This is a genomic window from Streptomyces sp. NPDC024698 (assembly GCF_055559015.1).
Genome location: NZ_JBVHLK010000002.1, coordinates 613,682 through 638,471, shown reverse-complemented (window position 1 = coordinate 638,471; position 24,790 = coordinate 613,682). Strand labels below are relative to the sequence as shown.

Sequence of the window (24,790 nt, the reverse complement as noted above, 5' to 3'; positions counted from 1 at the left end):
GACCGACCACCTCCCCGTAGGAGAAATAGATGCCCCCCAAGGGTCGTCAGGGCGCTGCCAAGAAGGTGCGCCGCAAGGAAAAGAAGAACGTCGCTCACGGGCACGCTCACATCAAGAGCACGTTCAACAACACGATCGTCTCGATCACGGACCCCGCGGGCAACGTGATCTCCTGGGCCTCCGCCGGCCACGTCGGCTTCAAGGGCTCGCGCAAGTCCACCCCCTTCGCCGCGCAGATGGCCGCCGAGTCGGCTGCCCGTCGCGCGCAGGAGCACGGCATGCGCAAGGTTGACGTCTTCGTGAAGGGCCCGGGCTCCGGTCGCGAGACCGCGATCCGCTCCCTCCAGGCCACTGGCCTCGAGGTCGGCTCGATCCAGGACGTCACCCCCACCCCGCACAACGGCTGCCGTCCGCCGAAGCGCCGCCGCGTCTGACGCACGGCCGCTCGGTCGTCGATTGCGACGGCCCTGTGCAGGACTGAGGTTTTCGGGCGGTACGGCTCCGTAAAAGGGCCGTATCGCCCGTACCCTTGCTGTACCCGGTCTCTTCGGAGGCCAGGTTTTGGCGGACGTCAAATAGCGGGCGTCCACGAATGAAGGATCTGATCACCACATGCTGATCGCTCAGCGCCCCTCGTTGACCGAAGAGGTCGTCGACGAATTCCGCTCCCGGTTCGTGATCGAGCCGCTGGAGCCGGGCTTCGGCTACACCCTCGGCAACTCCCTGCGCCGCACCCTCCTCTCGTCGATCCCCGGAGCCGCTGTCACCAGCATCCGCATCGACGGTGTCCTGCACGAGTTCACCACCGTGCCGGGCGTCAAGGAGGACGTCACCGACCTGATCCTCAACATCAAGCAGCTGGTCGTCTCCTCGGAGCACGACGAGCCGGTCGTGATGTACCTGCGCAAGCAGGGCCCGGGTCTGGTCACCGCCGCCGACATCGCGCCCCCGGCCGGTGTCGAGGTCCACAACCCCGACCTCGTCCTCGCCACGCTCAACGGCAAGGGCAAGCTGGAGATGGAGCTGACCGTCGAGCGCGGTCGCGGCTACGTCTCCGCCGTGCAGAACAAGCAGGTCGGTCAGGAGATCGGGCGCATCCCGGTCGACTCGATCTACTCGCCGGTGCTGAAGGTCACGTACAAGGTCGAGGCGACCCGTGTCGAGCAGCGCACCGACTTCGACAAGCTGATCGTCGACGTCGAGACCAAGCAGGCCATGCGTCCGCGTGACGCCATGGCGTCGGCCGGTAAGACCCTGGTCGAGCTGTTCGGTCTGGCCCGCGAGCTCAACATCGACGCCGAGGGCATCGACATGGGCCCGTCCCCCACGGACGCCGCCCTCGCCGCTGATCTCGCCCTGCCGATCGAGGAGCTCGAGCTCACCGTTCGGTCGTACAACTGCCTCAAGCGTGAGGGCATCCACTCCGTGGGTGAGCTCGTCGCCCGCTCCGAGGCCGACCTCCTGGACATCCGCAACTTCGGTGCGAAGTCCATCGACGAGGTCAAGGCGAAGCTGGCCGGCATGGGCCTGGCCCTCAAGGACAGCCCGCCCGGATTCGACCCGACCGCCGCCGCCGACGCCTTCGGCGCCGACGACGACGCGGACGCCGGTTTCGTGGAGACCGAGCAGTACTGATCGCCTCCGGCGGGACAGCCGTCCTTGGGCGGTGGTCCCGCCGGACCGATCGCGACTGCCGGCCGGCCGTGGCTGGTCGCGCACTCGCGACGGAGTCGCATGTCGACTCCGCCCCGCGCCCCTGACGGGGCCCGGTTCCTCCGGTGCTGAAAAGTGCCGGATCTTCGACGGGCGATCGCCCGCTCGGACACTGACCTCGGTACCTGGTACGGCCGGGGCAGACACCTAGGAGAAACAATGCCGAAGCCCGCCAAGGGTGCCCGTCTGGGCGGCAGCGCCGCGCACGAGAAGCTGCTCCTCGCGAACCTCGCGAAGTCGCTCTTCGAGCACGGCCGCATCACCACCACCGAGGCCAAGGCCCGTCGCCTGCGTCCCTACGCGGAGCGTCTGGTCACCAAGGCGAAGAAGGGTGACCTTCACAACCGCCGTCAGGTGCTCTCGGTGATCACGGACAAGAGCATCGTGCACACGCTCTTCACCGAGATCGGCCCGCGCTACGAGAACCGCCCGGGTGGTTACACCCGTATCACCAAGATCGGTAACCGCCGTGGCGACAACGCGCCCATGGCTGTCATCGAGCTGGTGGAGGCCCTGACCGTGGCCCAGCAGGCCACCGGTGAGGCCGAGGCCGCCACCAAGCGTGCCGTCAAGGAGACCGAGGCCCCGGCCAAGGTCGAGGACACCAAGGTCGAGGACGCCGTCGAGGCTCCCGCCGAGGAGTCGAAGGACGCCTGAGGCACTGCCTTGCTGTGAGCGGGTCCGTCCCTTCGGGGGCGGGCCCGCTTTCGCGTTTCCGGGGAGGAACCCGGGCTTGAGAGGATCTAGGTGTGAGTGACGAAGCGGAGCCCGGGTTCGTGCGGGTGCGGTTGGACCTGTCGTACGACGGGAGCGAGTTCTCCGGGTGGGCCAAGCAGGCCGGGGGACGCAGGACCGTCCAGGGCGAGATCGAGGACGCGCTGCGGACGGTGACGCGGACGAAGGACACCACGTACGAGCTGACCGTGGCCGGGCGCACCGACGCCGGAGTGCACGCGCGCGGCCAGGTGGCCCACGTGGACCTCCCCGAGGAACTGTGGGCCGAGCACCGGGAGAAGCTGCTGAAGCGGCTGGCCGGGCGGCTGTCGAAGGACGTGCGGGTGTGGTCGCTCACCGAGGCGCCGACGGGCTTCAACGCCCGTTTCTCGGCGATCTGGCGGCGCTACGCCTACCGCGTGACCGACGAGCCCGGCGGTGTCGATCCGCTGCTGCGCAGTCATGTCCTGTGGCACGACTGGCCGTTGGACGTGGACGCCATGAACGAGGCGGCCAGGGGGCTGCTGGGGGAGCACGACTTCGCCGCCTACTGCAAGAAGCGCGAGGGCGCGACGACCATCCGCACGCTCCAGCAACTGAGCCTCGTGCGGGGCGAGGACGGTGTCATCACCGCCACCGTGCGGGCCGACGCCTTCTGCCACAACATGGTGCGGTCGCTGATCGGAGCCCTGCTGTTCGTCGGGGACGGGCACCGCGGGCCGGACTGGCCGGGCAAGGTGCTGGCCGCCGGCGTACGGGACTCGGCCGTTCACGTCGTACGGCCGCACGGGCTGACCCTTGAGGAAGTCGGCTACCCCGCCGACGAGTTGCTGGCCGCGCGGAGCAAGGAGGCGCGGAACAAGCGGACGTTGCCGGGTGGGGCCGGATGCGCGTCCTGCTGACGCCCGCTCACCGGCGCGGGCCCGAACCGGGTCCGCTGCTCTGAGCGGCCGTCAAGTGCCGTACGGGGCCCGTCGCGGCGGCCGGTGTTCGTCGGCCGCCGCGACCGGGACCGCTACCGGTTGGCCGCGGCCGACGCCTGGGCCTGGCCGCGCCGGCTGATCTGACGGAACGCGAACTCCGCGAGGTCGTCGCCGGTGGTGAACACCGCGGCGTCCTTGGTCGTCACGTCCTTGCCGTTGGTGAATCCGGCGAGGGTGAAGTAGGCGTAACGGCCGTAGGCGTTGGTGGTCGAACGGCAGACCGCCGAGTCGCAGAACCCCTTGATGCCGTTGCCGGGGAGCGAGGCGATGATGCTCTTGCTGTCCGCGTCGGCCTTGGCCTTGCTCGCCTGGGCCTCGTTGTCGAAGACCGCGACGCCGACCGTCACCGCCACCCCGTCCTTGACGTAGGTGACCCGCATGAAGCGGGTGCAGCCGTCCTTGGTGAGGACCGGCGGCAGCGTGCCCTTCGCGGCCGACGCGCAGTTCTTCGTGTCCGCCGTCGGACCCTTGCGGTACACGCGGTCGCCCATGGTGAGCTGCGTGCCGGGGAAGAGGATGTCCGGGCTCAGCGGCGCGGTGTCCTTCTGCGCGCTGGCTATGAACTGCTTCGGGTCCAGCGGCGGCGGAGCCGAGGTCGGCTCGAAGGACGGCGCCGGAGTCGTGGCGCCGGGGATGTCCGAACTGGCGGGCAGTTTGGACGGCTGGTTGCCGGCCTCGTTGTTCCCGTTCGCGTTGGCGACGGCCATGGCCACGGCAGCGCCGACCGCGACGGTGGCCACGGCCCCGCCCACGATCAACAGCACTTTGCGGCGCTTGTTGCGCGTCTCGGAAGCCTCCGCCATGGCGGCCCAGTCGGGATTCCCGCTGGAACGCTGGTTGTTCCACTGAGGCGTTTGCTGAGACCCCGGCTTCCAGGGGTCCCACGGGGGCTGCCCCTGCCCACCCTGCCCATAACTCATGCGCCGCATCTTAGACGGGGGTTGGGGGGTGCCGGTCAGCTCCACCGGGCACTTGAGCCCCTAGCGTGATCTGAATGCGCAAGGGCAAAAGTGACATCTCCGGGTGGTTGGTGCGTAGGGCCTCCTGGCACGCGTGGGCGGCCACGGCCGTGGTGCTGTGCGCGCATGTCGTGGGCGTCGCGCTGCGCACCTCGGACGGAGGCATGGACAACGCGATCGTCGTGCGGGCGGCGCGGACCTGGCTGGACGGCGGTTCGCCCTACGCGGACCGGCACTTCCTCTATCTCCCGAGCGCGGTGCTCGCGGCGGTGCCGCAGGCCCTGCTGCCCGTGGACGCGCTCCGGGTGCTGGTGCCGCTGACGGTGACGGTGCTGCTGCTGGCGGGCTGGCTCTGCGCCCTGCGGGTCCACGGGGTGCCCGGACACAGCCGGCTCGGGGTGCTCGGACCCGCGGCGCTCGCTCTGGGCTTCGCGCCCTTCGGGCATCTGGTCTCGCTCGGCAACTGGACCGTGACCGCCGCCGCGGCGCTGCCGCTCGCCCTGCTGCTGGCCGCGCGGGAGCGCTGGGGGTGGGCCGGGGTGGTCATCGGCGTGGCCCTCGCCCTGAAGCCGCTGCTCGCGCCCGTGGCCCTCCTCTTCGTCTTCGCGCGCCGACGGCGGGCGCTGGCCGGGGCGATCCTGGTGCCGGCCCTGGCGTCCGGCGGGGCGGCTCTGCTGATGCCCGATCCTGCGGCGTTCGTCACACGGACGCTGCCGTTCCTGCTGCGCGGCCACGACCGCTTCGTCCGGCTCTACGAGGCCTCTCCGGTGGCCGTCCTGCCGCGGCTGGGCGTGCCGTCCCCGGTGGCGGTCGCGCTCGCGGGCGTGGCGGCCGGCGCCGGGGTCCTGGCCGCGTACCGCCGCTGGTCGCGCGGTGTTCCCGGGCCGCTGCGGCTCGCCGAGACCGCGGTGCTGCTGATGCTCTCGGCGTTCCTGGTGTCCCGGCCGTCCTACGACCACTATCTGCTCGTCGTGGTGCCGCTGCTGCTCGCGGGGCTGCCGTATCCCGGCTCGGCGGCCCGCGGGCCCTGGTTCTGGCTGGCGCTGGTGCCCCAGGTGCCCGGCGCCGACTGGCCCTGGCTGCGAGCGGTGACCCGGCGTTCCCTCCGGGACTGCTTTACCCTGTGTGTAATGACCGCATCGGTGGCGCTTCGGCGTGACCGTCATCTGCCGCTCGCCGGACCGGTCCGCTTCGTCGCTCAGCGACGGGAGCGACGGGCCACGAGGGTGTGAGCACTCGCGTTTTGACCCTTCCGGGGCACCGCGGGTAAGCTTGCGGTTCGTTATGTGTATTGGCTTGCTCATTCTCACGTGAGGGGCCCTTACACCGGTCCACCGGGGCCGATGACCAGCGACCAGCACGCGGTATGCGTCACCGCAGTGCGGTCAGGGCTGTCGTGATCGTCCGTGGTGGCCATGTCAGGACCCACTCACTGAAGAAGCGAAGGCTACGACCGTGCGTACGTACAGCCCCAAGCCCGGCGACATCACTCGCCAGTGGTACGTCATCGACGCCCAGGATGTCGTCCTGGGTCGTCTGGCGACCACTGCTGCGAACATTCTGCGCGGCAAGCACAAGCCGATCTACGCCCCCCACGTCGACGCTGGTGACTTCGTCATCATCATCAACGCCGACAAGGTGCACCTCTCCGGCAACAAGAAGACCCAGAAGCTGGCGTACCGCCACTCCGGTTACCCGGGTGGTCTGCGCTCCGTCCGTTACGACGAGCTGCTGGCGAAGAACCCCGAGAAGGCCGTCGAGAAGGCCATCCGGGGCATGGTCCCCAAGAACACCCTGGGCCGTCAGGTGCTCTCGAAGCTGAAGGTCTACGCGGGCGAGAACCACCCGCACGCTGCGCAGCAGCCGGTCCCGTTCGAGATCACCCAGGTCGCGCAGTAGTTCCGGCCACCCCCTAAGACGAAAAAGAATCTGAGGAGAATCGTGGCCGAGACCACCGTTGAGCAGCCGGTCGAAGAGACTGAGACCGAGCTTGTCGACATCGAGAGCTACACCAGCGAGTCCGAGGTGCCCGTCGAGGGCGAGTACACCTCCGAGTCGCTCGCGGGCCGCTTCGGCGACCCGCAGCCGGCCGCGGGCCTGGGCCGTCGCAAGAACGCCATCGCCCGCGTCCGGATCGTCCCGGGCACCGGCAAGTGGAAGGTCAACGGGCGCACGCTCGAGGACTACTTCCCGAACAAGGTGCACCAGCAGGAAGTCAACGAGCCCTTCAAGGTGCTCGAGCTCGACGGCCGCTACGACGTCATCGCCCGCATCTCGGGTGGCGGCGTCTCCGGTCAGGCCGGTGCCCTGCGCCTCGGCGTGGCCCGCGCGCTGAACGAGGCCGACGTGGACAACAACCGCGGCGCCCTCAAGAAGGCCGGTTACCTCAAGCGCGACGACCGTGCGGTCGAGCGCAAGAAGGCCGGTCTCAAGAAGGCCCGTAAGGCCCCGCAGTACAGCAAGCGTTAATCTTCGCTGCTTGCTTCTGCGCGGACATACGCGTAGCTCCGAACGCCCCGGCGGCACGGTCACCGTGCTGCCGGGGCGTTCGTTTATCACAGTGGTTGGGCGTATAACGGCACAAGGTGCTCAAAGGCTCATGTGATCGGATGACTCCGTATCCTGCGGGGGACTTCCGTACTTTGCAGCTTTCTCAGGAGGACAAGTGGGACGACTCTTCGGCACGGACGGCGTGCGTGGTGTCGCCAACGCGGATCTGACGGCCGAGCTCGCGCTCGGGCTCTCCGTTGCGGCGGCGCACGTACTCGCCGAGGCGGGCACGTTCGAAGGCCACCGGCCTGTAGCGGTGGTCGGGCGGGATCCGCGCGCGTCCGGGGAGTTCCTGGAAGCCGCCGTGGTCGCCGGCCTCGCCAGCGCCGGTGTGGACGTCCTGCGCGTCGGCGTGCTGCCCACGCCTGCCGTGGCCTATCTCACCGGGGTGCTGGGCGCCGACCTCGGCGTGATGCTCTCCGCCAGCCACAACGCCATGCCCGACAACGGCATCAAGTTCTTCGCCCGCGGCGGACACAAGCTCGCCGACGAGCTGGAGAACCGGATCGAGGGCGTCTACGAGGAGCACCGCACCGGCGCCCCCTGGAACCGCCCGACCGGCTCGGGCGTCGGCCGTGTGAAGTCCTACGACCAGGGCTTCGACCAGTACGTCGCCCACCTCATCGGTGTTCTCCCGAACCGCCTCGACGGTCTGAAGGTCGTCCTGGACGAGGCGCACGGCGCGGCCGCCCGGGTCTCGCCCGAGGCCTTCGCGCGGGCCGGTGCCGAGATCATCACGATCGGCGCGGCACCCGACGGCCTCAACATCAACGACGGCTGCGGCTCCACCCACCTGGACCTCCTCAAGGCCGCCGTGGTCGAGCACGGCGCCGACCTCGGCATCGCGCACGACGGCGACGCCGACCGCTGCCTCGCGGTGGACCACGCGGGCGAGGAGATCGACGGAGACCAGATCCTGGCCGTTCTCGCGCTGGCGATGCGGGAGCGTTCCGCACTGCGCTCCGACACCGTTGTCGCGACGGTCATGTCCAACCTGGGCTTCAAGCTCGCCATGGAGCGCGAGGGCGTCGCCCTCATCCAGACGGCGGTCGGCGACCGTTACGTCCTGGAGGAGATGAAGGCGCACGGCTACGCGCTCGGCGGCGAGCAGTCCGGCCACGTCATCATCCTCGACCACGCGACCACCGGCGACGGCACGCTCACCGGCCTGCTGCTGGCCGCCCGGGTCGCCCAGACCGGCCGTACGCTCCAGGACCTCGCCTCGGTCATGCGGCGGCTGCCGCAGGTCCTCATCAACGTCCCCGACGTCGACCGGACGCGGGTCTCCACCTCCGCCGAGCTCGCCGCCGCGGTGGCCGACGCCGAGCAGGAGCTCGGCACCACCGGGCGGGTGCTGCTGCGCCCCTCCGGCACCGAGCCGCTCGTCCGCGTCATGGTCGAGGCCGCCGACATCGACCACGCCCGCTCGGTGGGCGCGCGCCTCGCCGACGCCGTGAAGTCGGCACTCGGCTAGGCCGTGTCGCCGGCACCGTCCGAGCCGTGAGGCCCGGCACCCTCGGGGTGCCGGGCCTCACGGCTGTACGGGGGGCTACAGCTTGCGCAGGCTCAGGCGCTGGACCTTGTGGTCCGGGCCCTTGCGCACGACGAGGGTCGCCCGGCCGCGGGTGGGAGCCACGTTCTCCAGCAGGTTCGGCTTGTTGATGGTGCGCCAGGTCGTCCGGGCGTAGTCCAGCGCCTCCTCCTCGGAGACCTGGGTGTACCTGCGGAAGTACGAGTCGGGCTTCTGGAACGCCGTCGCCCGCAGCTTGCGGAAGCGGTTGAGGTACCAGCGCTCGATGTCCTCGGGGCGGGCGTCGACGTACACGCTGAAGTCGAAGTAGTCCGCGAGGCCGACCCGGGTGCGCCCGTCCTTGCCCGGCAGCGCCGGCTGGAGCACGTTCAGGCCCTCGACGATGAGGATGTCGGGACGGCGGACCGTGAGCCGCTCGCCGGGCACGATGTCGTAGATCAGGTGGGAGTAGACGGGCGCCGTCACCTCGTCCTTGCCCGCCTTGATGTCCGCGACGAACCGGGTCAGGGCCCGGCGGTCGTAGGACTCGGGGAAGCCCTTGCGGGACATCAGCCCGCGCGCCTCCAGGTCCTTGGTGGGGAGCAGGAAGCCGTCCGTGGTGACCAGCTCGACCCGCGGGTGCTCGGGCCAGCGGGAGAGCAGCGCCTGGAGGAGCCGCGCCACGGTGGACTTGCCGACGGCCACGGAGCCGGCGACGCCTATGACGAACGGGGTGCCGGACTGCGAGCCCTTCTCGCCCAGGAAGGTGTTCAGAGCGCCTCTGAGCCCGTCCGTGGCGCCCACGTACAGGTTCAGCAGCCGTGACAGCGGCAGATAGATGTCCCGCACCTCGTCGAGGTCGATGACATCGCCCAGACCGCGCAGCTTCTCGACCTCCTCGGCGTTCAGCGGGAGCGGCGTCTTTTCGCGCAGCGCGCTCCACTCGGCACGGGTGAGGTCGACGTAGGGAGTCGCCTCCGGCTTCGACCGGTGGGCGCTCCGCGGCAACGAGGAGACCGGAGAGATCACAGTCCATTGTTACGGGAGTATGGACGGGATGGAGGGTGGGGTCCGTCACGCCGGGTGCCCGCGGCCCGCGGCCGTCCCCCGAGGCGGCCGGAATTTCCGATGGCGGGCACGGTGAGCCCGATGCGGGACGCCGTCGGACCGTACGCTGCCGCCATGTGCGGAATCGTGGGATATGTGGGGTCGCAGCCGGCGCTCGACGTGGTGATGGCCGGACTGAAGCGGCTCGAGTACCGGGGATACGACTCGGCGGGTGTCGCCGTCCTCGCGGACGGGGGACTCGCCGTCGCGAAGAAGGCCGGGAAACTGGTCAACCTGGAGAAGGAGCTGGCCGGCAGACCGCTGCCGGCCGGGACGACGGGCATCGGGCACACCCGCTGGGCCACCCACGGAGGTCCCACGGACGCCAACGCCCATCCCCATCTCGACAACGCGGGCCGGGTCGCCGTCGTCCACAACGGCATCATCGAGAACTTCGCCGTGCTCCGCGCCGAACTGGCCGAGCGGGGCCATGACCTGTCCTCCGAGACGGACACCGAGGTCGTCGCCCATCTGCTCGCCGAGGAGTACTCCTCCTGCGCGGACCTGGCCGAGGCGATGCGGCTGGTGTGCCGGCGTCTTGAGGGCGCGTTCACGCTGGTCGCGGTGGACGCCGACGAGCCGGACGTGGTCGTGGGCGCCCGCCGGAACTCGCCGTTGGTGGTCGGGGTCGGCGAGGGCGAGGCCTTTCTCGCCTCGGACGTCGCCGCGTTCATCGCCCACACCCGGTCGGCGATCGAGCTGGGCCAGGACCAGGTGGTCGAACTGCGCCGCGACGGGGTGACCGTCACCGGGTTCGACGGCAGCCCCTCCGACGTCCGTTCGTACCACGTCGACTGGGACGCGTCGGCGGCGGAGAAGGGCGGCTACGACTACTTCATGCTCAAGGAGATCGCCGAGCAGCCCAAGGCGGTCGCCGACACCCTGCTGGGACGGATCGACGCGGCCGGTTCGCTCACGCTCGACGAGGTGCGCATCCCGGTGCGGGCGCTGCGCGAGGCCGACAAGGTCGTCATCGTCGCCTGCGGGACCGCCTTCCACGCCGGGCTCATCGCCAAGTACGCCATCGAGCACTGGACGCGCATCCCGTGCGAGGTGGAGCTGGCCAGCGAGTTCCGCTACCGGGACCCGATCCTGGACCGGCAGACGCTCGTCATCGCCATCTCGCAGTCCGGCGAGACCATGGACACGCTGATGGCCCTGCGGCACGCCCGCGAGCAGGGCGCCCGGGTGCTGGCGATCTGCAACACCAACGGCTCGACGATCCCGCGCGAGTCCGACGCGGTGCTGTACACGCACGCGGGACCCGAGGTGGCCGTCGCCTCCACCAAGGCGTTCCTCACCCAGCTGGTGGCCTGCTATCTGGTGGCCCTGTACCTGGGCCAGGTGCGCGGCACCAAGTGGGGCGACGAGATCCAGGCCGTCATCCGGGAACTGTCCCGCATCTCCCGCGAGGTCGAACGGGTCCTGGAGACCATGGAGCCCGTACGGGAGCTCGCGCGCTCCCTCGCGGACAAGGACACCGTGCTGTTCCTGGGCCGCCACGTGGGCTATCCGGTCGCGCTGGAAGGCGCCCTGAAGCTCAAGGAGCTGGCGTACATGCACGCCGAGGGCTTCGCGGCGGGGGAGCTCAAGCACGGGCCGATCGCGCTGATCGAGGAGGACATGCCGGTCGTGGTCGTGGCCCCCTCGCCGCGCGGGCGCTCGGTGCTGCACGACAAGATCGTCTCCAACATCCAGGAGATCCGGGCCCGGGGCGCCCGCACGATCGTCATCGCGGAGGAGGGTGACGAGGCGGTCGTCCCGTACGCGGACCATCTGATCCGCATCCCGGCCACGCCGACGCTGCTCCAGCCGCTGGTCTCGACGGTTCCGCTCCAGGTGTTCGCCTGTGAGCTGGCGACGGCCCGGGGCAACGAGGTGGACCAGCCGCGCAACCTGGCGAAGTCCGTGACGGTGGAGTGAGCGGCACGGCCGGGTGAGACCCCGGAGCGGTCCCGCCCTCTAGGGTTTCGGCATGAGCATCATCGGGGTCGGGATCGACGTGGCCGAGATCGACCGGTTCCGGGCGTCGCTGGAGCGGACGCCCGGACTGGCCGAACGCCTCTTCGTGGAGAGCGAGTTGCTGCTGCCCAGCGGTGAGCGGCGGGGCATCGCCTCGCTCGCGGCCCGCTTCGCGGCCAAGGAGGCGCTCGCCAAGGCGCTGGGCGCCCCGGCGGGGCTGTACTGGACGGACGCCGAGGTCTACGTGGAGGACAGCGGCCGGCCGCGGCTGCGGGTGAAGGGCACGGTCGCGGCCCGCGCGGCCGAACTGGGCGTGTCCTCCTGGCACGTGTCGCTCAGTCACGACGCCGGGGTGGCCTCGGCGGTGGTGGTGGCGGAGGGGTGACCGGGGGCGTGCCCACCGGGCCGGTCGCTACGGAGCCACGCGGGCCCGCCCGACACGGGCTCCCGGTGCGGGGAGCGGGCACGGGGTGGGCCGGTGCGGGAGACTCGGCACCATGCGTACTGCGTACAGCGTGGAGACCGTGAGAGCCGCCGAACGGGAGCTGATGGCACGGCTCCCCGAGGGGGCGTTGATGCAGCGGGCGGCCGCCGGGCTCGCCGCCGCCTGCGCGGACCTGCTGGGCCGGGTGTACGGCCGCCGGGTGGTCCTGCTGGTCGGCAGCGGGGACAACGGCGGCGACGCCCTGTACGCCGGGGCGCGTCTCGCCCGGCGCGGGGCCGGTGTCACCGCGGTGCTGCTCGCTCCCGGACGGACCCACCCGGGGGGACTGGCGGCGCTGCTGCGCGCCGGAGGCACCTCGGCCGCGCCCGGCGCCGCCGAACCGCTCCTGCGGCACGCCGACCTCGTGCTCGACGGCATCGTGGGGATCGGCGGCAAGGGCGGCCTGCGGCCCGAGGCGGCGCGACTCGCCGCCCTCGCGGACGGCTCCCGTGCCGCCGTCGTCGCCGTCGACCTGCCGAGCGGGGTGGAGGCGGACACCGGGGAGGTGCTCGGCCCGGCCGTCCGCGCCGACCTCACCGTCACCTTCGGCACCCACAAACCGGGGCTGCTCGTCGACCCGGCGCGCGGGTACGCCGGTTCCGTACGGCTCGTGGACATCGGGCTCGACCTGCCGGACCCGGCCGATCTGGAGGCACTCCAGCACGCCGATGTCGCTGCCCGGCTGCCGTTTCCCGGCGCGGAGAGCGACAAGTACCGGCGCGGTGTCGTCGGGATCGCCGCCGGGTCCGCCCGCTACCCGGGGGCGGCCGTGCTCGCCGTGGCCGGGGCGCTGCGCGGCGGGGCCGGGGCGGTGCGCTACGTCGGGCCCGCGGCGGACGCCGTCCTCGCGCGCTTCCCCGAGACGCTGGTGTCCTCTTCCGGGCCGTCGAAGGCGGGGCGGGTGCAGGCCTGGGTAGTGGGCCCCGGGGCCGGGGACGACGCCTCGGCGGTCGCGGAGGTGCTGGACGCGGACGTGCCGGTGCTGGTGGACGCGGACGGGCTGCGGCTCGCCGACCGGGGGACGGTACGGGCCCGCAGCGCGCCGACGCTGCTGACCCCGCACGCCGGGGAGGCCGCCGCGCTGCTGGGGATCGCCCGGGAGGCGGTCGAGGAGGCCCGGCTGGCCGCCGTACGGGAGCTGGCGGGGCTGTACGGCGCGACGGTGCTCCTCAAGGGCGCGACGACCCTGGTCGCCGGTCCCACCGGCGGCGCGGTGCGGGTGAACGCCACCGGGACGGCGTGGCTGGCCACCGCGGGGAGCGGGGACGTGCTGTCGGGTCTGGCGGGGTCGCTGCTCGCCTCGGGGCTCTCCGCGCTCGACGCGGGAAGCGTGGCCGCGTACCTGCACGGTCTGGCCGGCCGCTTCGCCGCGGACGGCGCCCCCGCCGGAGCGCACGACGTGGCCGAGGCCATCCCCGAGGCCTGGCGAAACACCCTCACCCCCCACTGACCCACCCGATCGACCCGTCCCGGGCCGCCAGGTCCGGCCTGCGTATGCCCGGTCCGGTCCGCCCGGCCCCGTGCACCCCGGGAAGCAGGTGCCGGAGGCGTTGCCGCGATCGGGGGACTCGTTGCGTGTGGCGCGGCGCGGGGGCGGGTGATGTTGCGTATGTCTGTTCGCGTGATGAGCAGACGAAGGGCTTGCCGGGGGATCGCGGTGCTGCTGGCGGCGGTGGCGGCCGTGCCCGTCGGGGCGGGGGCGGCCGTGTCCGCTCCGCTGCCGCCTCCCTCCGGGCACACCGGCCGACCGTGGCCCGGCGCGGTGAGCGGACCGCATCGGTCCTGGCCGGGGGACACCCCGGGTGACCGGATACTGCCGACGGATGTGGGCGGTCACGGCGTGGGGCGGGGCCCGCGCGGCACGTCCGAGGACAGGCGCACACCGGACACGTTCACCTCACGCGGGTTCATGCCGACGACGTCCGCGCCCACCGGGTCCGTGCCCGTTCGCTTCGGACCGGCCGGGTCCGGGCTGACTCAGGGCAGCGGCGCGTCGGCCGGGTCAGGAGTGGCTCCGGGTGGCGGTGCGGCGGGCGGGTCTGGTTCCGGCGGGGCCGCCGGCCGGTCCGGCGTGGTGTGCGAGGGGCGTGGGGGGCCTTATCAGCGGCGGGCCGAGCGGTGGCTGAAGCTGAGGGCGGACGGGAAGCCGTCGACGGCCGACTGCCGGGCCGTCCGCGCCTTCCAGAAGAAGCACGGCGTCGAGCCCGCCACCGGGACCCCCGGAGCGGCGACCTGGGCCCGGATGCGGGCGCTGTCGGCAGCCGCGCGCGCCAGGACCCTGCGCGGATGCCCGGTCCGCTCCTACCGGGTCGCCTGCGTCGATCTCACCCACCAGCGCACCTGGGTCCAGCAGCGGGGCCGGATCGTGTTCGGCCCGGTGCCGATGCGCAGCGGCGGGGTCCGGCACCCCACCCGAACGGGCTGGTTCAGGATCTACTGGCGGCACCGCCACCACTGGTCGACCCTGTACAACAGCCCGATGCCGTACGCCCAGTTCTTCAGCGGCGGCCAGGCCTTCCACGCCGTCCGCGGCAGCATCCGTACCCGCGGCGGCTCGATGGGCTGCGTGAATCTACGGCTCGCCGACGCCCGCGGGCTGTGGAAGGTGCTCGGAAAGGGCGACCACGTCTACGTGTGGGGCCGAAGGCACCGCGGATAGACACACCGGGGGCGGCCCCGAGGCATGGAGCGGGGACCGGTGCCGAAGGGCCGCCGTGCGCCTCTGAGAGACTGGGGCGCGATGACAGAGACAGCACACCCGCGGACCGCGCCCCTGCGCGCCCGCGCCGAGATCGATCTGGCCGCCCTGCGCGCCAATGTGCGGGCCCTGCGTGCCCACGCGCCGACCGCGGCCCTGATGGCCGTGGTCAAGTCCGACGCGTACGGCCACGGTGCGGTCCAGTGCGCCCGCGCCGCGCGCGAGGCGGGCGCCACCTGGCTCGGCACGGCCACCCCGGAGGAGGCGCTCGCGCTGCGGGCCGCGGGTCTGCCGGGCCGGGTCATGTGCTGGCTCTGGACGCCGGGCGGCCCCTGGGCCGAGGCCATCGAAGCAGACATCGACGTGTCGGTCAGCGACATGTGGGCGCTCACGGAGGCCGTGGCGGCCGCCGAGGCCGTCGGGACGCGGGCCAGGGTCCAGCTCAAGGCCGACACCGGTCTCGGGCGGGCAGGCTGCCAGCCCGCCGACTGGCCTGAGCTCGTCGCCGGGGCCCTGGCCGCCGAGGCCCGCGGACTGATCACCGTCACCGGCCTGTGGTCCCACTTCGCCTGCGCCGACGAGCCGGGCCACCCCTCGATCCAGGCCCAGCTCGCGCTCTTCCGCGAGATGGTCTCGTACGCCGAGGAACGGGGCGTCCGCCCCGAGGTGCGGCACATCGCCAACTCGCCCGCGACCCTGACCCTTCCCGAGAGCCACTTCGATCTCGTACGGACCGGGATCGCGGTCTACGGGATCTCGCCGAGCCCCGAGCTCGGCACCCCCGCCGACTTCGGACTGCGCCCGGTGATGACCCTGAGCGCCTCGCTCGCGCTGGTCAAGCACGTACCGGCCGGCCACGGCGTGAGCTACGGCCACCACTACGTCACCCCGGGCGAGACCACCCTCGGCCTCGTCCCCGTCGGCTACGCGGACGGTGTCCCGCGGCACGCCTCGGGTACAGGCCCCGTCCTGGTCGGCGGCAAGTGGCGTACCGTCGCGGGCCGTGTCGCCATGGACCAGTTCGTCGTCGACCTCGGCGGCGACGAGCCGGAGGCGGGGGCCCGCGCGGTCCTCTTCGGGCCCGGCGACGGCGGCGAGCCCACCGCCGAGGACTGGGCGCGCGCGGCGGGCACGATCGCGTACGAGATCGTGACACGCATCGGAACCCGCGTTCCGCGCGTCTACGTGAAGGTGAAAGAGGAACAAGGCGGGTAACACCCCTTAGCCGAACAGGCGCGCGGGACCCGGCGGGTGAACGGCGCCGGGCGGCACCCGGCGGGCGGAAGCCGCGCCGCCGCGCGTACCACCCACAGCCGACAGCCGACAGCCGAGAGCCGGAGCGAAGAGGAGCGGGACGTGAGCGAGACCAGCGCGGAGGCCGTCGTGAGCGCGGCCTCGGCCGCCGCCTCCGCCGGGAACTGGCGCAAGGCCTCGGTCGCCGGGGCCGCGATAGGCGTGGTCGCGGCGGGCGCCGCGGCCGGGGTCGCGATCGAGCGGCTCACGGTCGGACGGGGCATGCGCAAGAAGGCGCGGCTCGCCCTCGACTCGACCGGCCCGTACGGCACGCTGCGCGGGACGCCCGGCAAGGCGTACGCGGACGACGGCACCGAGCTGTACTACGAGGTGGACGAGGCCGAGCCGGAGTCCGCGCTCGCCCCGCGCCGGCGCCGGCTCTTCGGCCGCAAGGCCCCCGCCCCCGTGACCGTCGTCTTCAGCCACGGCTACTGCCTCAACCAGGACTCCTGGCACTTCCAGCGCGCCGCGCTGCGCGGTGTCGTGCGCACGGTGCACTGGGACCAGCGCAGCCACGGACGGTCCGGACGCGGGGTGGCCCAGCTGGAGGACCACAAGCCGGTCACGATCGACCAGCTCGGCCGCGACCTGCTCGCCGTCATCGAGGCGGCGGTGCCCGAAGGACCGATCGTGCTCGTGGGGCACTCCATGGGCGGCATGACCGTCATGGCGCTCGCCGACCACTTCCCCGAGCTGATCCGCGACCGGGTCGTCGGCGTCGCCCTGGTCGGTACGTCCTCGGGGCGGCTCGGCGAGGTCAACTTCGGGCTGCCCGTCGCGGGCGTCGCCGCCGTGCGGCGCGTGCTTCCCGGGGTGCTGAAGGCGCTCGGGCAGCAGGCGGCCCTGGTGGAGCGGGGGCGGCGGGCCACGGCGGATCTGTTCGCCGGGGTCATCAAGCGGTACTCGTTCGCGAGCCGGGACGTCGATCCGGCCGTGGAGCGGTTCGCCGAACGGATGATCGAGGGCACGCCGATCGACGTGGTCGCCGAGTTCTACCCGGCGTTCACCGAGCACGACAAGACCGCGGCACTGGCCCGTTTCGCCGGGCTCCCGGTCCTCGTCCTCGCCGGGGTCAAGGACCTGGTGACGCCGAGCGAGCACAGCGAGGCCATCGCGGACCTGCTGCCGGACGCCGAGCTGGTGCTCGTCCCCGACGCCGGACATCTGGTCATGCTGGAGCATCCCGAGGTCGTCATAGACCGCCTCGCCGACCTTCTCGTGCGCGCCGGGGCCGTGCCGGCAGGGGCTACCGTGGGCCCTTATGGAAGCACCAGCAGCAGCGCACAGCCCGGCTGAGCCCGCCCAGGACGGCGTCGGCGCGCAGATCACCGTCAACTCTCCCGGACAGATGAAGGAGTTGGGCCGCAGACTGGCCGAACTGCTGCGCGCGGGCGACCTCGTGATGCTGAACGGCGAGCTCGGCGCGGGCAAGACCACGCTGACCCGCGGACTCGGCGAGGGGCTCGGCGTGCGCGGAGCCGTCACCTCGCCGACCTTCGTCATCGCCCGCGTCCATCCCTCCCTCGGCGACGGACCGCCGCTCGTGCACGTGGACGCGTACCGCCTCGGCGGCGGGCTCGACGAGATGGAGGACCTCGATCTCGACGTCTCGCTGTCCGACTCCGTGATCGTCGTGGAGTGGGGCGAGGGCAAGGTCGAGGAGCTGACCGACGACCGGCTGCACGTGGTCGTCCACCGGGCCGTCGGCGACACCACCGACGAGGTGCGGCACGTGAGCGTCACGGGCCTCGGGCGGCGCTGGGCCGCCGTCGATCTGACGGTGCTCGCGGTCTGAGCGGGGCGGGCCGCCCTCGCCGCCGCTCTTGGGCGGGACGGGTGTCCTTCGCTCGTACATTCGGCCAACGTTTCCGACAGGTCGTCGGCAAAATATTGCGTTCCGCGTCCCCGCCGTGGTCACATGGACATCAGTACGTAGTTAGGTCTACCTAACCACGCTTGCCCCCGAAGCTCGAGGAGGCGTCCATGTCGGCAGCAGAGTCGGCTGAAGTGCCGGCTTCAGAACGTGACGTGACGGCCGCGCCGCGCACGGCGGCCGGGGTGTCGATGCGGGATCTGCTGGCGGCGTGCGCGATGGCGGAGGCCGTGTCCAGGCCGCCCGCCCCGCCCCTGGCCGAACCGGCCGCCGTCGAACACCCCCGCAGGGCCGCCTGAGCCCGAGCGGGGCCGGCGTGGCGCCCGCCGGGATCGCGGCGAGGTCAGGGCAGCGGCCGTCGGGGCCGCGGCGGGGAACCGTGGGTCACTTGATGACGACGACCTTGGCGCCCACGGTCGCGAACGCCCACATCGCGTCGCCGTCGGGGCGCGCGGTACGGATGCCGCCGAGCTTCTTCTCGGGGTCCGGCGCGTCCGTGGAGCCGTTCACGGCCGCGCTGAAGCCGATGGCGACACCGTTGACCAGGGTGAACCGCACGACGTGCTCGATCTGCGTCCCGTCGGACCCGGTGACCGCGCCCGCCCGTGTCGAGACCGCGTAGGTGCCGACCGCCGGGTCGACCGTGCCCGGGGTGACCTGGAAGGTGCGCTTCACCTTGTCGCCCGCGCCGACGAGCCACACCCGGTCGGTGCCGAGCGAGTAGACGACCCGCGCACCGGCGCCGGACGAGGCCGGCAGCGCGTTCGGGTCCTTCTTGGCCGTCTTGGACGTCTTGGGGGCGGAGGTCTTGACGGAAACGGTTCCGCTCGGCTTGCCCAGGGTGTCCGGAACGTTCGCCTGTGCCTGGAAGGCGAGGAAGCCGACTGCCGCGAGCGCCGCCACGGTGAGCCCGGCCACGATTCCCGAGCTGCTCCTAGCCACCTTGTGTGCCCACCTCTCGACCTTCGTACGTCCTTGCGTTGACGGTAGCAGCCGAGGGACGGGAGTCCCGGGCGGCCTTGCTCCGGGCTCCGGCGCCGTAGGCTGTTTGCGTGCTCTTGCTCGCTCTGGATACCGCCACCCCCGCCGTGACCGTCGCCCTGCACGACGGCACGTCCGTCATCGCCTCGTCGAGCCAGGTGGACGCGCGCCGGCACGGAGAGCTGCTGCTGCCGGCAGTCGACCGGGTGCTCACCGAGGCAGGCCTCAGGCTGGACGCCGTCACCGGCATCGTCGTGGGCGTCGGCCCCGGCCCCTACACGGGGCTGCGCGTCGGCCTCATGACCGCCGACACGTTCGCGGTCGCGCTCGGCGTGCCCGTGTACGGCGTGTGCACCCTCGACGGGCTCGCCTACGCGGCCGACGTGGAGGGACCGTTCGTCGTCGCCACGGACGCCCGGCGCAAGGAGGTCTACTGGGCGCGCTACGCCGACCGCCGCACCCGGCTCTCGGAGCCCGCTGTGGACCGCCCCGCCGAGATCGACGAGGCGATCGCCGCGCTGCCCGCCGTCGGCGCGGGCGCCGTCCTGTACCCCGACACGTTCAAGGACGCCCGCGCACCCGAGAACGTCTCGGCCGCGGCCCTCGCCTCCCTGGCCGCCGAGAGGCTGGCCGCGGGCGGGGAACTGGAGCCGCCCAGGCCGCTGTATCTGCGCCGCCCGGACGCCCAGGTGCCCAAGAACTACAAGGTGGTCACCCCCAAGTGACCGTCGTGCTGCGCGAGATGCGCTGGTGGGACATCGATCCCGTCCTGGAGCTGGAGAAGGAACTGTTCCCCGTGGACGCCTGGTCCCGGGGCATGTTCTGGTCCGAACTGGCCCATGCCCGCGGCCCGGAGGCGACCCGGCGCTATCTGGTCGCCTGCGACGGCGACCTGCTCGTCGGCTACGCCGGGCTCGCCGCCTCGGGAGACCTGGGCGACGTGCAGACCATCGCGGTGCGCCAGGACCAGTGGGGCACCGGCCTCGGCGGCCGGCTGCTCACCGAACTGCTGCGCGCCGCGAGCGACTTCGACTGCGCCGAGGTGATGCTCGAATGCCGCGTGGACAACGTGCGCGCGCAGAAGCTGTACGAGCGCTTCGGCTTCGAGCCGATCGGCTTCCGGCGCGGCTACTACCAGCCGGGGAACATCGACGCCCTGGTGATGCGGCTGCACGACCCATCGACCTCCGTACAAGGAACAGAGACCCATGGCTGACGAACCTCTCGTCCTCGGCATCGAGACCTCCTGCGACGAGACCGGTGTCGGCATCGTCCGCGGGCACACGCTGCTCGCGGACGCGATCGCGTCGAGCGTCGACGAGCACGCGCGCTTCGGCGGGGTCGTTCCCGAGGTCGCGTCCCGGGCGCACCTGGAGGCGATGGTCCCGACCATCCAGCGGGCGCTGAAGGAGGCGGGGGTGTCGGCCAGGGACCTGGACGGCATCGCGGTCACCGCCGGACCCGGTCTCGCCGGGGCGCTGCTCGTCGGGGTCTCGGCCGCGAAGGCGTACGCCTACGCGCTCGGCAAGCCGCTGTACGGCGTCAACCACCTCGCCTCCCACATCTGCGTGGACCAGCTGGAGCACGGCGCGCTGCCGGAGCCGACGATGGCCCTGCTGGTGTCCGGCGGCCACTCCTCGCTGCTGCTGTCCACCGACATCACCTCCGACGTACGGCCGATGGGCGCGACCATCGACGACGCGGCCGGCGAGGCCTTCGACAAGATCGCCCGGGTGCTGAACCTCGGCTTCCCCGGCGGCCCGGTCATCGACCGGTACGCGAAGGAGGGCGACCCGAAGGCCATCACGTTCCCGCGCGGCCTCACCGGCCCGCGCGATCCCGCCTACGACTTCTCCTTCTCCGGTCTGAAGACCGCCGTGGCCCGCTGGATCGAGGCGAAGCGGGCGGCGGGGGAGGAGGTGCCGGTGCGCGACGTGGCCGCGTCCTTCCAGGAGGCCGTGGTGGACGTGCTCACCCGCAAGGCCGTCCGCGCGTGCAAGGACGAGGGCGTCGACCACCTGATGATCGGCGGTGGCGTGGCCGCGAACTCACGGCTGCGCGTGCTCGCCCAGGAGCGGTGCGAGGCGGCAGGGATCCGGCTGCGGGTGCCGCGCCCCAAGCTGTGCACGGACAACGGCGCGATGGTCGCCGCGCTGGGCGCCGAGATGGTCGCCCGCAACCGGGCCGCCTCCGACTGGGACCTGTCGGCGGACTCCTCGCTGCCGGTCACGGACCCGCACGTGCCGGGGCGCGGGCACACGCACACGCACGATCACGTGCACGAGGTCGCCAAGGAGAACCTGTACCCGTGACCGTCGCCGTGATGTGGGAGGCCAGGGCGGCCGCCGGCCGGGGCGAGGACCTGCTCGCCTGGGTGCGGGCGCACAAGATCCCCGGGGAGCCGGTGCGCCAGGAGATCCTCCGCGCCCCCCAGGACCGGGTCCTCGTCATCACCTGGTGGGACGCCGAGTACCACGCCGAGCTTCCCGAACTGTCGGACCCTGACGATGAGTTGGTCTCCCGGGCGGTGCACAGGTGGCGTTTCGAGTCGGTGGGCTGACGGGCGGGCGTCCGGCCGATGGGTCCCGTGCGGGCACGGGGCCCCGCGCCGGAGATCACGGCCGGACGCGTCACCCGCGCGCTCCGGGGGCCGGTCGCCTCCCCTCACTCGGCGGCCGGCCCCCCGCGGCGGTCCCTCCGCCGGGTCAGGACACCTGGGCGACCTCGGTCTCGCAGCGCATGCGCCGGTCCGTGCCCAACCGCCGTACCGGACCGGTCAGGTTCAGCCGGGCCGTGTGGCGTGTGTCCGCGCTGGAGGCGGCGAGCCGCAGTTCCAGGGCCCCGGGCTCGACGATCCGGGTGCCGGTGCGGTCGGTGAACGCCGAGAGGTCCGCGTGGAAGCGGAAGGTCACCCGGCGGGCCTCGCCCGGTGCCAGTTCCAGCCGCCGGTAGCCGATCAGCCGCACGTCCGGGCGGGTCACCGAGGCCACCGGGTCGTGCAGATACAGCTGGACGACCTCGGCGCCCGCGCGCTCACCGGTGTTGCGGACGGTCACCGACACGTCGTACGAACCGTCGGTGGCGATCTCGGCCCCGGGCGTCTCGTCCGGCTCCCAGGCGAACGACGTGTAAGCGAGGCCGTGGCCGAACGGGTAGAGCGGCGTCGGGTCCAGGTTGCTGACCTCGCCCTTCAGGCCCAGCGGCGGCTGGAGGTACGTCCACGGCTGGCCGCCCGGATCGCGCGGCACGCTCACCGGCAGCCTGCCCGACGGGCCGACCCGGCCGGACAGCACGCCCGCCACCGCGGGCCCGCCCTCCTCGCCGGGGAAGAACGCCTGGACCACGCCGCCGAGACTCTCCTGCCAGCGGCCCAGCGCGTAGGGGCGGCCGGTGAGCAGTACCAGGACCACCGGCACCCCCGTGGCGACCAGGGCGTCCAGCAACTCGCCCTGCACACCCGGCAGTCCGAGGTCGGCCACGTCGCAGCCCTCGCCCGAGGTGCCCCGGCCGAACAGTCCGGCCCGGTCGCCGAGCACCGCCACGCACACATCGGCTTCGGCGGCCCGTGCCACCGCCTCCTCGAATCCGGACCGGTCCGGCTCCGAGACCCCGCAGCCCTGCGCGAACGTCACCTTGGCGTCCGGCAGTTCGGCGCGCAGCGCGTCGAGCACGGTCGGGATGTCCACGCCGGCCGGCACCTCGGGGTGGTGCGTGAGGACGTGCGAGGGGAACGAGTAGCAGCCGAGCATGGCCAGGGGGTCGTCCGCGCGCGGGCCGATCACCGCGATCCGGGTGTCCGGGGCGAGTGGCAGCACGCCGTCGACGTTGTCCAGCAGGATCACCGACTCCTCGGCGAGCCTGCGGGCGAGCGCCCGGTTGCCCGCGGAGTCCAGGTCGACGGGGTGGCCGCTCTCCGGCCGCCAGTCCTCGTCCAGCAGGCCCAGTTCGCACTTCTGGAGCAGCACCCGGCGGGCCGCCCGGTCGATCAGGGACTCGGGGACGGTGCCCGCGCGGACGGCGTCCACCAGCGGCTCGCCGTAGCACTTCAGGGTGGGCAGCTCGACGTCGATGCCGGCCTCCAGTGCCTTGTGCGCCGCCTCGGCCTCGCTGCCGGCCACCCGGTGCAGGCTCTGGAGGAAGCCGACACCGAAGTAGTCCGAGACCACCGTGCCGGTGAAGCCCCACTGGTCGCGGAGCAGTGCGGTCAGCAGATACGGGTCGGCCGAGGCAGGGACGCCGTCCGTGTCGTTGTAGGCGGCCATCACCGAACGGGCCCCGCCCTCGCGCAGCGCCATCTCGAACGGCGGCAGCGTGATGTCGGAGAGCTCGCGCACCCCCGCACGCACCGGCGCCAGGTTCCGGGCGCCGGCCGAGGCCGCGTACCCGGCGAAGTGCTTGAGCGTGGCCACGATCCCGGCCGACTCCAGGCCCCGCACATAGGCGGTGGCGACGGTGCCGACCAGGTACGGGTCCTCGCCGATCGTCTCCTCCACCCGGCCCCAGCGCAGGTCGCGGACGACGTCCAGGACCGGGGCGAGGCCCTGGTGGACGCCGACCGAGCGCAGGTCGTCGCCGATGCGCCGGCCCAGCTCCTCCACGAGCGCCGGGTCGAAGGTGGCGCCCCAGGACAGCGGGACCGGGTACGCCGTCGCCTGCCAGGCGGTGAAGCCCGCCAGGCACTCCTCGTGGGCGACCGCCGGGATGCCGAAGCGGCCCGCCTCGGCTATCCGGCGCTGGGCGCGGGCAAGGGCCTGCGCGCCCAGCGCCGGGTCCACGGGGGCGGTGCCGAAGGAGCGGGTGAGCTGGCCCAGCCCGCGGGTGATCAGCTCGTCCCAGTCGTACGAGGAGGACATCTCGCTCTGGAGCGGGGCGACTCCGCCGCCGTCCGTGGCGGCGCCCACCCATACGCCGTACAGCTGGGCGGTCTTCTCCTCCAGGGTCATCCGGGAGAGCAGGTCGTCGACGCGGTGCGCGGCGGGCAGGGCGGGGTCGCGCCAGGGAGCGGTGGTCATGGAACTCCTGTCGGGGAAGGGGGGATTCGACCGCCCCTGGTCGTACGCGTTCACTTGCCGCCCACACCCATGAGGCCGCCGACCAGCGCGCGGCGGGCCACCAGGTACACGATGAAGATCGGGACACCGGAGAGGACGACCGAGGCGAGGATCGCGGGAATGTTCACGCCGAACTCGCTCACGTAGTCGAAGAGGCCGAGGGTCAGCACCCGTGGCCCGTCGGACTGGGTGAAGATCAGCGGGAAGAGGAAGCCGTTCCAGGCCTGGAGCGCCGAGAAGATGACGACGGTGCTGATGCCGCCCTTGGCCATCGGGATGACGAGCTGGAACAGCATCCGGGTGGTGGACGCGCCGTCCAGCGCCATCGCCTCGTACATCTCCTCCGAGATGTCCCGCAGTGTGCCGGTGAGGATCAGCACCGACACCGGCATGGCGAACGCGGCCGTGGGCAGGACGATCGCGAGCAGGCTGTCGTAGAGGTTCAGCTTGGCGATCATCAGGTAGAGCGGCACCACGACGGCCTGCGCCGGGATCGCCACACCGAGGAGGAACAGCCGGAAGGCGGCCCCCGACCAGACGCTGCGGGTCCGCACGGCCACGTAGGACAGCGGGACGCACAGCACCAGGACGATCAGGACGACCCCGGCCGCCGCTAGCACGGTGTTCCACAGCAGATGGCCGAAGCCGTTGTGCAGGACGGTGTTGTAGTTGTCCAGGGTCGGACGGGACGGCGGCTTCAGGGCGCTGTGGCCCAGCGCCTCGTCCTGGTGGGTGAGCGAGGCCGAGATCATCGCGTAGATCGGGATGATCACGACCGCCAGCCAGATCAGCGCTCCGGCGCCGGCGAGCGGGTTGGCGCGCCGGGACCAGTGCCTGCGGCGGCGCGCGGGCCGCTCGGCCGCCGGGGTCGACTCCGTCCTCACGGGGCGGGGCAGTGTGTCGTGTGACATG

General features: G+C 72.2%; 25 protein-coding genes. 20 read left to right on the top strand and 5 right to left on the bottom strand.

The window, feature by feature from the left end:
* Positions 1–29: 29 nt before the first annotated feature.
* The 4 genes from rpsK (at position 30) to truA (ending at position 3,329) form a co-directional block, all read left to right on the top strand.
* Positions 30–434 carry a 30S ribosomal protein S11 gene (gene rpsK / locus ACZ4AA_RS07255; protein ID WP_006376016.1) on the top strand — a complete coding sequence of 135 codons (405 nt, stop codon included), beginning with the start codon at positions 30–32 and terminating at the stop codon, positions 432–434.
* Between the two features lie 178 nt (positions 435–612).
* Positions 613–1,635 carry a DNA-directed RNA polymerase subunit alpha gene (locus ACZ4AA_RS07250; protein ID WP_003966937.1) on the top strand — a complete coding sequence of 341 codons (1,023 nt, stop codon included), beginning with the start codon at positions 613–615 and terminating at the stop codon, positions 1,633–1,635.
* Between the two features lie 237 nt (positions 1,636–1,872).
* A complete protein-coding gene (gene rplQ / locus ACZ4AA_RS07245; RefSeq protein ID WP_351555371.1) occupies positions 1,873–2,370 on the top strand; it encodes a 50S ribosomal protein L17 in 498 nt (165 codons plus the stop codon).
* A 92-nt stretch (positions 2,371–2,462) separates the two neighbouring features.
* A complete protein-coding gene (truA, locus tag ACZ4AA_RS07240) occupies positions 2,463–3,329 on the top strand; it encodes a tRNA pseudouridine(38-40) synthase TruA (RefSeq protein WP_467596795.1) in 867 nt (288 codons plus the stop codon).
* Positions 3,330–3,442: 113 nt separating this feature from the next.
* On the opposite strand, the gene ACZ4AA_RS07235 is transcribed toward truA, so the two are convergent.
* Positions 3,443–4,330 carry a hypothetical protein gene (locus tag ACZ4AA_RS07235; RefSeq protein WP_467596792.1) on the bottom strand — a complete coding sequence of 296 codons (888 nt, stop codon included), beginning with the start codon at positions 4,328–4,330 and terminating at the stop codon, positions 3,443–3,445.
* A 74-nt stretch (positions 4,331–4,404) separates the two neighbouring features.
* On the opposite strand from ACZ4AA_RS07235, the gene ACZ4AA_RS07230 reads away from it, so the two are divergent.
* The 4 genes from ACZ4AA_RS07230 (at position 4,405) to glmM (ending at position 8,393) form a co-directional block, all read left to right on the top strand.
* Positions 4,405–5,601 (top strand): glycosyltransferase 87 family protein, encoded by a 1,197-nt coding sequence (locus tag ACZ4AA_RS07230; protein ID WP_467596790.1) that lies wholly within the window; start codon positions 4,405–4,407, stop codon positions 5,599–5,601.
* Positions 5,602–5,824: 223 nt separating this feature from the next.
* A complete protein-coding gene (gene rplM, locus ACZ4AA_RS07225; protein WP_037626954.1) occupies positions 5,825–6,268 on the top strand; it encodes a 50S ribosomal protein L13 in 444 nt (147 codons plus the stop codon).
* Positions 6,269–6,310: 42 nt separating this feature from the next.
* The gene (rpsI, locus tag ACZ4AA_RS07220) at positions 6,311–6,838 is read left to right on the top strand and encodes a 30S ribosomal protein S9 (protein ID WP_467596788.1); all 528 of its coding nucleotides are present in this window, start codon (positions 6,311–6,313) and stop codon (positions 6,836–6,838) included.
* A 196-nt stretch (positions 6,839–7,034) separates the two neighbouring features.
* On the top strand, positions 7,035–8,393 hold the full coding sequence (gene glmM, locus ACZ4AA_RS07215; protein ID WP_467596786.1) for a phosphoglucosamine mutase: 1,359 nt from the start codon (positions 7,035–7,037) through the stop codon (positions 8,391–8,393).
* A gap of 75 nt (positions 8,394–8,468) precedes the next feature.
* Here glmM and coaA read toward each other — a convergent pair whose 3' ends face one another.
* The gene (gene coaA / locus ACZ4AA_RS07210) at positions 8,469–9,458 is read right to left on the bottom strand and encodes a type I pantothenate kinase (RefSeq protein WP_339130952.1); all 990 of its coding nucleotides are present in this window, start codon (positions 9,456–9,458) and stop codon (positions 8,469–8,471) included.
* 153 nt (positions 9,459–9,611) lie between these two features.
* Between coaA and glmS the strand changes: the two genes are divergently transcribed.
* The 8 genes from glmS (at position 9,612) to ACZ4AA_RS07170 (ending at position 18,145) form a co-directional block, all read left to right on the top strand.
* The gene (glmS, locus tag ACZ4AA_RS07205; RefSeq protein WP_467596783.1) at positions 9,612–11,459 is read left to right on the top strand and encodes a glutamine--fructose-6-phosphate transaminase (isomerizing); all 1,848 of its coding nucleotides are present in this window, start codon (positions 9,612–9,614) and stop codon (positions 11,457–11,459) included.
* 52 nt (positions 11,460–11,511) lie between these two features.
* Positions 11,512–11,883, top strand: coding sequence for a holo-ACP synthase (locus tag ACZ4AA_RS07200; protein ID WP_339130954.1), 372 nt, complete (start codon positions 11,512–11,514; stop codon positions 11,881–11,883).
* A 112-nt stretch (positions 11,884–11,995) separates the two neighbouring features.
* Complete coding sequence (locus ACZ4AA_RS07195) at positions 11,996–13,432, top strand: NAD(P)H-hydrate dehydratase (RefSeq protein ID WP_467596780.1); 1,437 nt, start codon at positions 11,996–11,998, stop codon at positions 13,430–13,432.
* Between the two features lie 624 nt (positions 13,433–14,056).
* Positions 14,057–14,641 (top strand): L,D-transpeptidase family protein, encoded by a 585-nt coding sequence (locus ACZ4AA_RS07190; protein WP_467596778.1) that lies wholly within the window; start codon positions 14,057–14,059, stop codon positions 14,639–14,641.
* Positions 14,642–14,722: 81 nt separating this feature from the next.
* Complete coding sequence (gene alr / locus ACZ4AA_RS07185; protein WP_467596775.1) at positions 14,723–15,895, top strand: alanine racemase; 1,173 nt, start codon at positions 14,723–14,725, stop codon at positions 15,893–15,895.
* A gap of 141 nt (positions 15,896–16,036) precedes the next feature.
* Positions 16,037–17,269 (top strand): alpha/beta fold hydrolase, encoded by a 1,233-nt coding sequence (locus ACZ4AA_RS07180; RefSeq protein WP_467596772.1) that lies wholly within the window; start codon positions 16,037–16,039, stop codon positions 17,267–17,269.
* The gene (tsaE, locus tag ACZ4AA_RS07175; protein ID WP_467596768.1) at positions 17,235–17,768 is read left to right on the top strand and encodes a tRNA (adenosine(37)-N6)-threonylcarbamoyltransferase complex ATPase subunit type 1 TsaE; all 534 of its coding nucleotides are present in this window, start codon (positions 17,235–17,237) and stop codon (positions 17,766–17,768) included. Before ACZ4AA_RS07180 ends, tsaE begins: the two co-directional genes overlap by 35 nt.
* A 188-nt stretch (positions 17,769–17,956) precedes the next feature.
* Positions 17,957–18,145: a hypothetical protein gene (locus tag ACZ4AA_RS07170; RefSeq protein ID WP_467596762.1), complete on the top strand. Its 189-nt coding sequence runs from the start codon at positions 17,957–17,959 to the stop codon at positions 18,143–18,145.
* A gap of 85 nt (positions 18,146–18,230) precedes the next feature.
* Here ACZ4AA_RS07170 and ACZ4AA_RS07165 read toward each other — a convergent pair whose 3' ends face one another.
* Positions 18,231–18,788, bottom strand: a complete 558-nt coding sequence (locus tag ACZ4AA_RS07165; RefSeq protein ID WP_467596759.1) for a hypothetical protein — start codon at positions 18,786–18,788, stop codon at positions 18,231–18,233.
* A gap of 110 nt (positions 18,789–18,898) precedes the next feature.
* Here ACZ4AA_RS07165 and tsaB point away from each other — a divergent pair, with 110 nt between their 5' ends.
* Genes tsaB through ACZ4AA_RS07145 form a run of 4 tightly spaced genes read left to right on the top strand, consistent with a single transcriptional unit; the run spans position 18,899 to position 21,387 of the window.
* The gene (gene tsaB / locus ACZ4AA_RS07160; protein ID WP_467596755.1) at positions 18,899–19,552 is read left to right on the top strand and encodes a tRNA (adenosine(37)-N6)-threonylcarbamoyltransferase complex dimerization subunit type 1 TsaB; all 654 of its coding nucleotides are present in this window, start codon (positions 18,899–18,901) and stop codon (positions 19,550–19,552) included.
* A gap of 17 nt (positions 19,553–19,569) precedes the next feature.
* A complete protein-coding gene (gene rimI, locus ACZ4AA_RS07155) occupies positions 19,570–20,043 on the top strand; it encodes a ribosomal protein S18-alanine N-acetyltransferase (protein WP_467597123.1) in 474 nt (157 codons plus the stop codon).
* On the top strand, positions 20,036–21,139 hold the full coding sequence (tsaD, locus tag ACZ4AA_RS07150) for a tRNA (adenosine(37)-N6)-threonylcarbamoyltransferase complex transferase subunit TsaD (RefSeq protein ID WP_467596753.1): 1,104 nt from the start codon (positions 20,036–20,038) through the stop codon (positions 21,137–21,139). The genes rimI and tsaD overlap by 8 nt, the downstream gene beginning before the upstream one ends.
* The gene (locus ACZ4AA_RS07145; RefSeq protein ID WP_467596750.1) at positions 21,136–21,387 is read left to right on the top strand and encodes a hypothetical protein; all 252 of its coding nucleotides are present in this window, start codon (positions 21,136–21,138) and stop codon (positions 21,385–21,387) included. The genes tsaD and ACZ4AA_RS07145 overlap by 4 nt, the downstream gene beginning before the upstream one ends.
* A 145-nt stretch (positions 21,388–21,532) precedes the next feature.
* Here ACZ4AA_RS07145 and ACZ4AA_RS07140 read toward each other — a convergent pair whose 3' ends face one another.
* Both ACZ4AA_RS07140 and ACZ4AA_RS07135 read right to left on the bottom strand, forming a co-directional pair.
* Complete coding sequence (locus ACZ4AA_RS07140) at positions 21,533–23,839, bottom strand: beta-xylosidase/alpha-l-arabinosidase (RefSeq protein ID WP_467596746.1); 2,307 nt, start codon at positions 23,837–23,839, stop codon at positions 21,533–21,535.
* 50 nt (positions 23,840–23,889) lie between these two features.
* The gene (locus ACZ4AA_RS07135; protein ID WP_467596743.1) at positions 23,890–24,789 is read right to left on the bottom strand and encodes a carbohydrate ABC transporter permease; all 900 of its coding nucleotides are present in this window, start codon (positions 24,787–24,789) and stop codon (positions 23,890–23,892) included.
* Position 24,790: the final 1 nt, after the last annotated feature.

Bases quoted from the DNA above. Each gene is read 5' to 3' on its own strand.
- rpsK (WP_006376016.1), top strand. From the start codon at position 30: ATGCCCCCCAAGGGTCGTCAGGGCGCTGCCAAGAAGGTGCGCCGCAAG.
- ACZ4AA_RS07140 (WP_467596746.1), bottom strand. From the start codon at position 23,839: ATGACCACCGCTCCCTGGCGCGACCCCGCCCTGCCCGCCGCGCACCGC.
- ACZ4AA_RS07200 (WP_339130954.1), top strand. From the start codon at position 11,512: ATGAGCATCATCGGGGTCGGGATCGACGTGGCCGAGATCGACCGGTTC.
- ACZ4AA_RS07235 (WP_467596792.1), bottom strand. From the start codon at position 4,330: ATGAGTTATGGGCAGGGTGGGCAGGGGCAGCCCCCGTGGGACCCCTGG.
- rplQ (WP_351555371.1), top strand. From the start codon at position 1,873: ATGCCGAAGCCCGCCAAGGGTGCCCGTCTGGGCGGCAGCGCCGCGCAC.
- tsaD (WP_467596753.1), top strand. From the start codon at position 20,036: ATGGCTGACGAACCTCTCGTCCTCGGCATCGAGACCTCCTGCGACGAG.
- ACZ4AA_RS07195 (WP_467596780.1), top strand. From the start codon at position 11,996: ATGCGTACTGCGTACAGCGTGGAGACCGTGAGAGCCGCCGAACGGGAG.
- ACZ4AA_RS07135 (WP_467596743.1), bottom strand. From the start codon at position 24,789: ATGTCACACGACACACTGCCCCGCCCCGTGAGGACGGAGTCGACCCCG.
- rimI (WP_467597123.1), top strand. From the start codon at position 19,570: ATGCGCTGGTGGGACATCGATCCCGTCCTGGAGCTGGAGAAGGAACTG.
- ACZ4AA_RS07250 (WP_003966937.1), top strand. From the start codon at position 613: ATGCTGATCGCTCAGCGCCCCTCGTTGACCGAAGAGGTCGTCGACGAA.
- alr (WP_467596775.1), top strand. From the start codon at position 14,723: ATGACAGAGACAGCACACCCGCGGACCGCGCCCCTGCGCGCCCGCGCC.
- tsaE (WP_467596768.1), top strand. From the start codon at position 17,235: ATGGAAGCACCAGCAGCAGCGCACAGCCCGGCTGAGCCCGCCCAGGAC.
- ACZ4AA_RS07170 (WP_467596762.1), top strand. From the start codon at position 17,957: ATGTCGGCAGCAGAGTCGGCTGAAGTGCCGGCTTCAGAACGTGACGTG.
- ACZ4AA_RS07230 (WP_467596790.1), top strand. From the start codon at position 4,405: ATGCGCAAGGGCAAAAGTGACATCTCCGGGTGGTTGGTGCGTAGGGCC.
- glmS (WP_467596783.1), top strand. From the start codon at position 9,612: ATGTGCGGAATCGTGGGATATGTGGGGTCGCAGCCGGCGCTCGACGTG.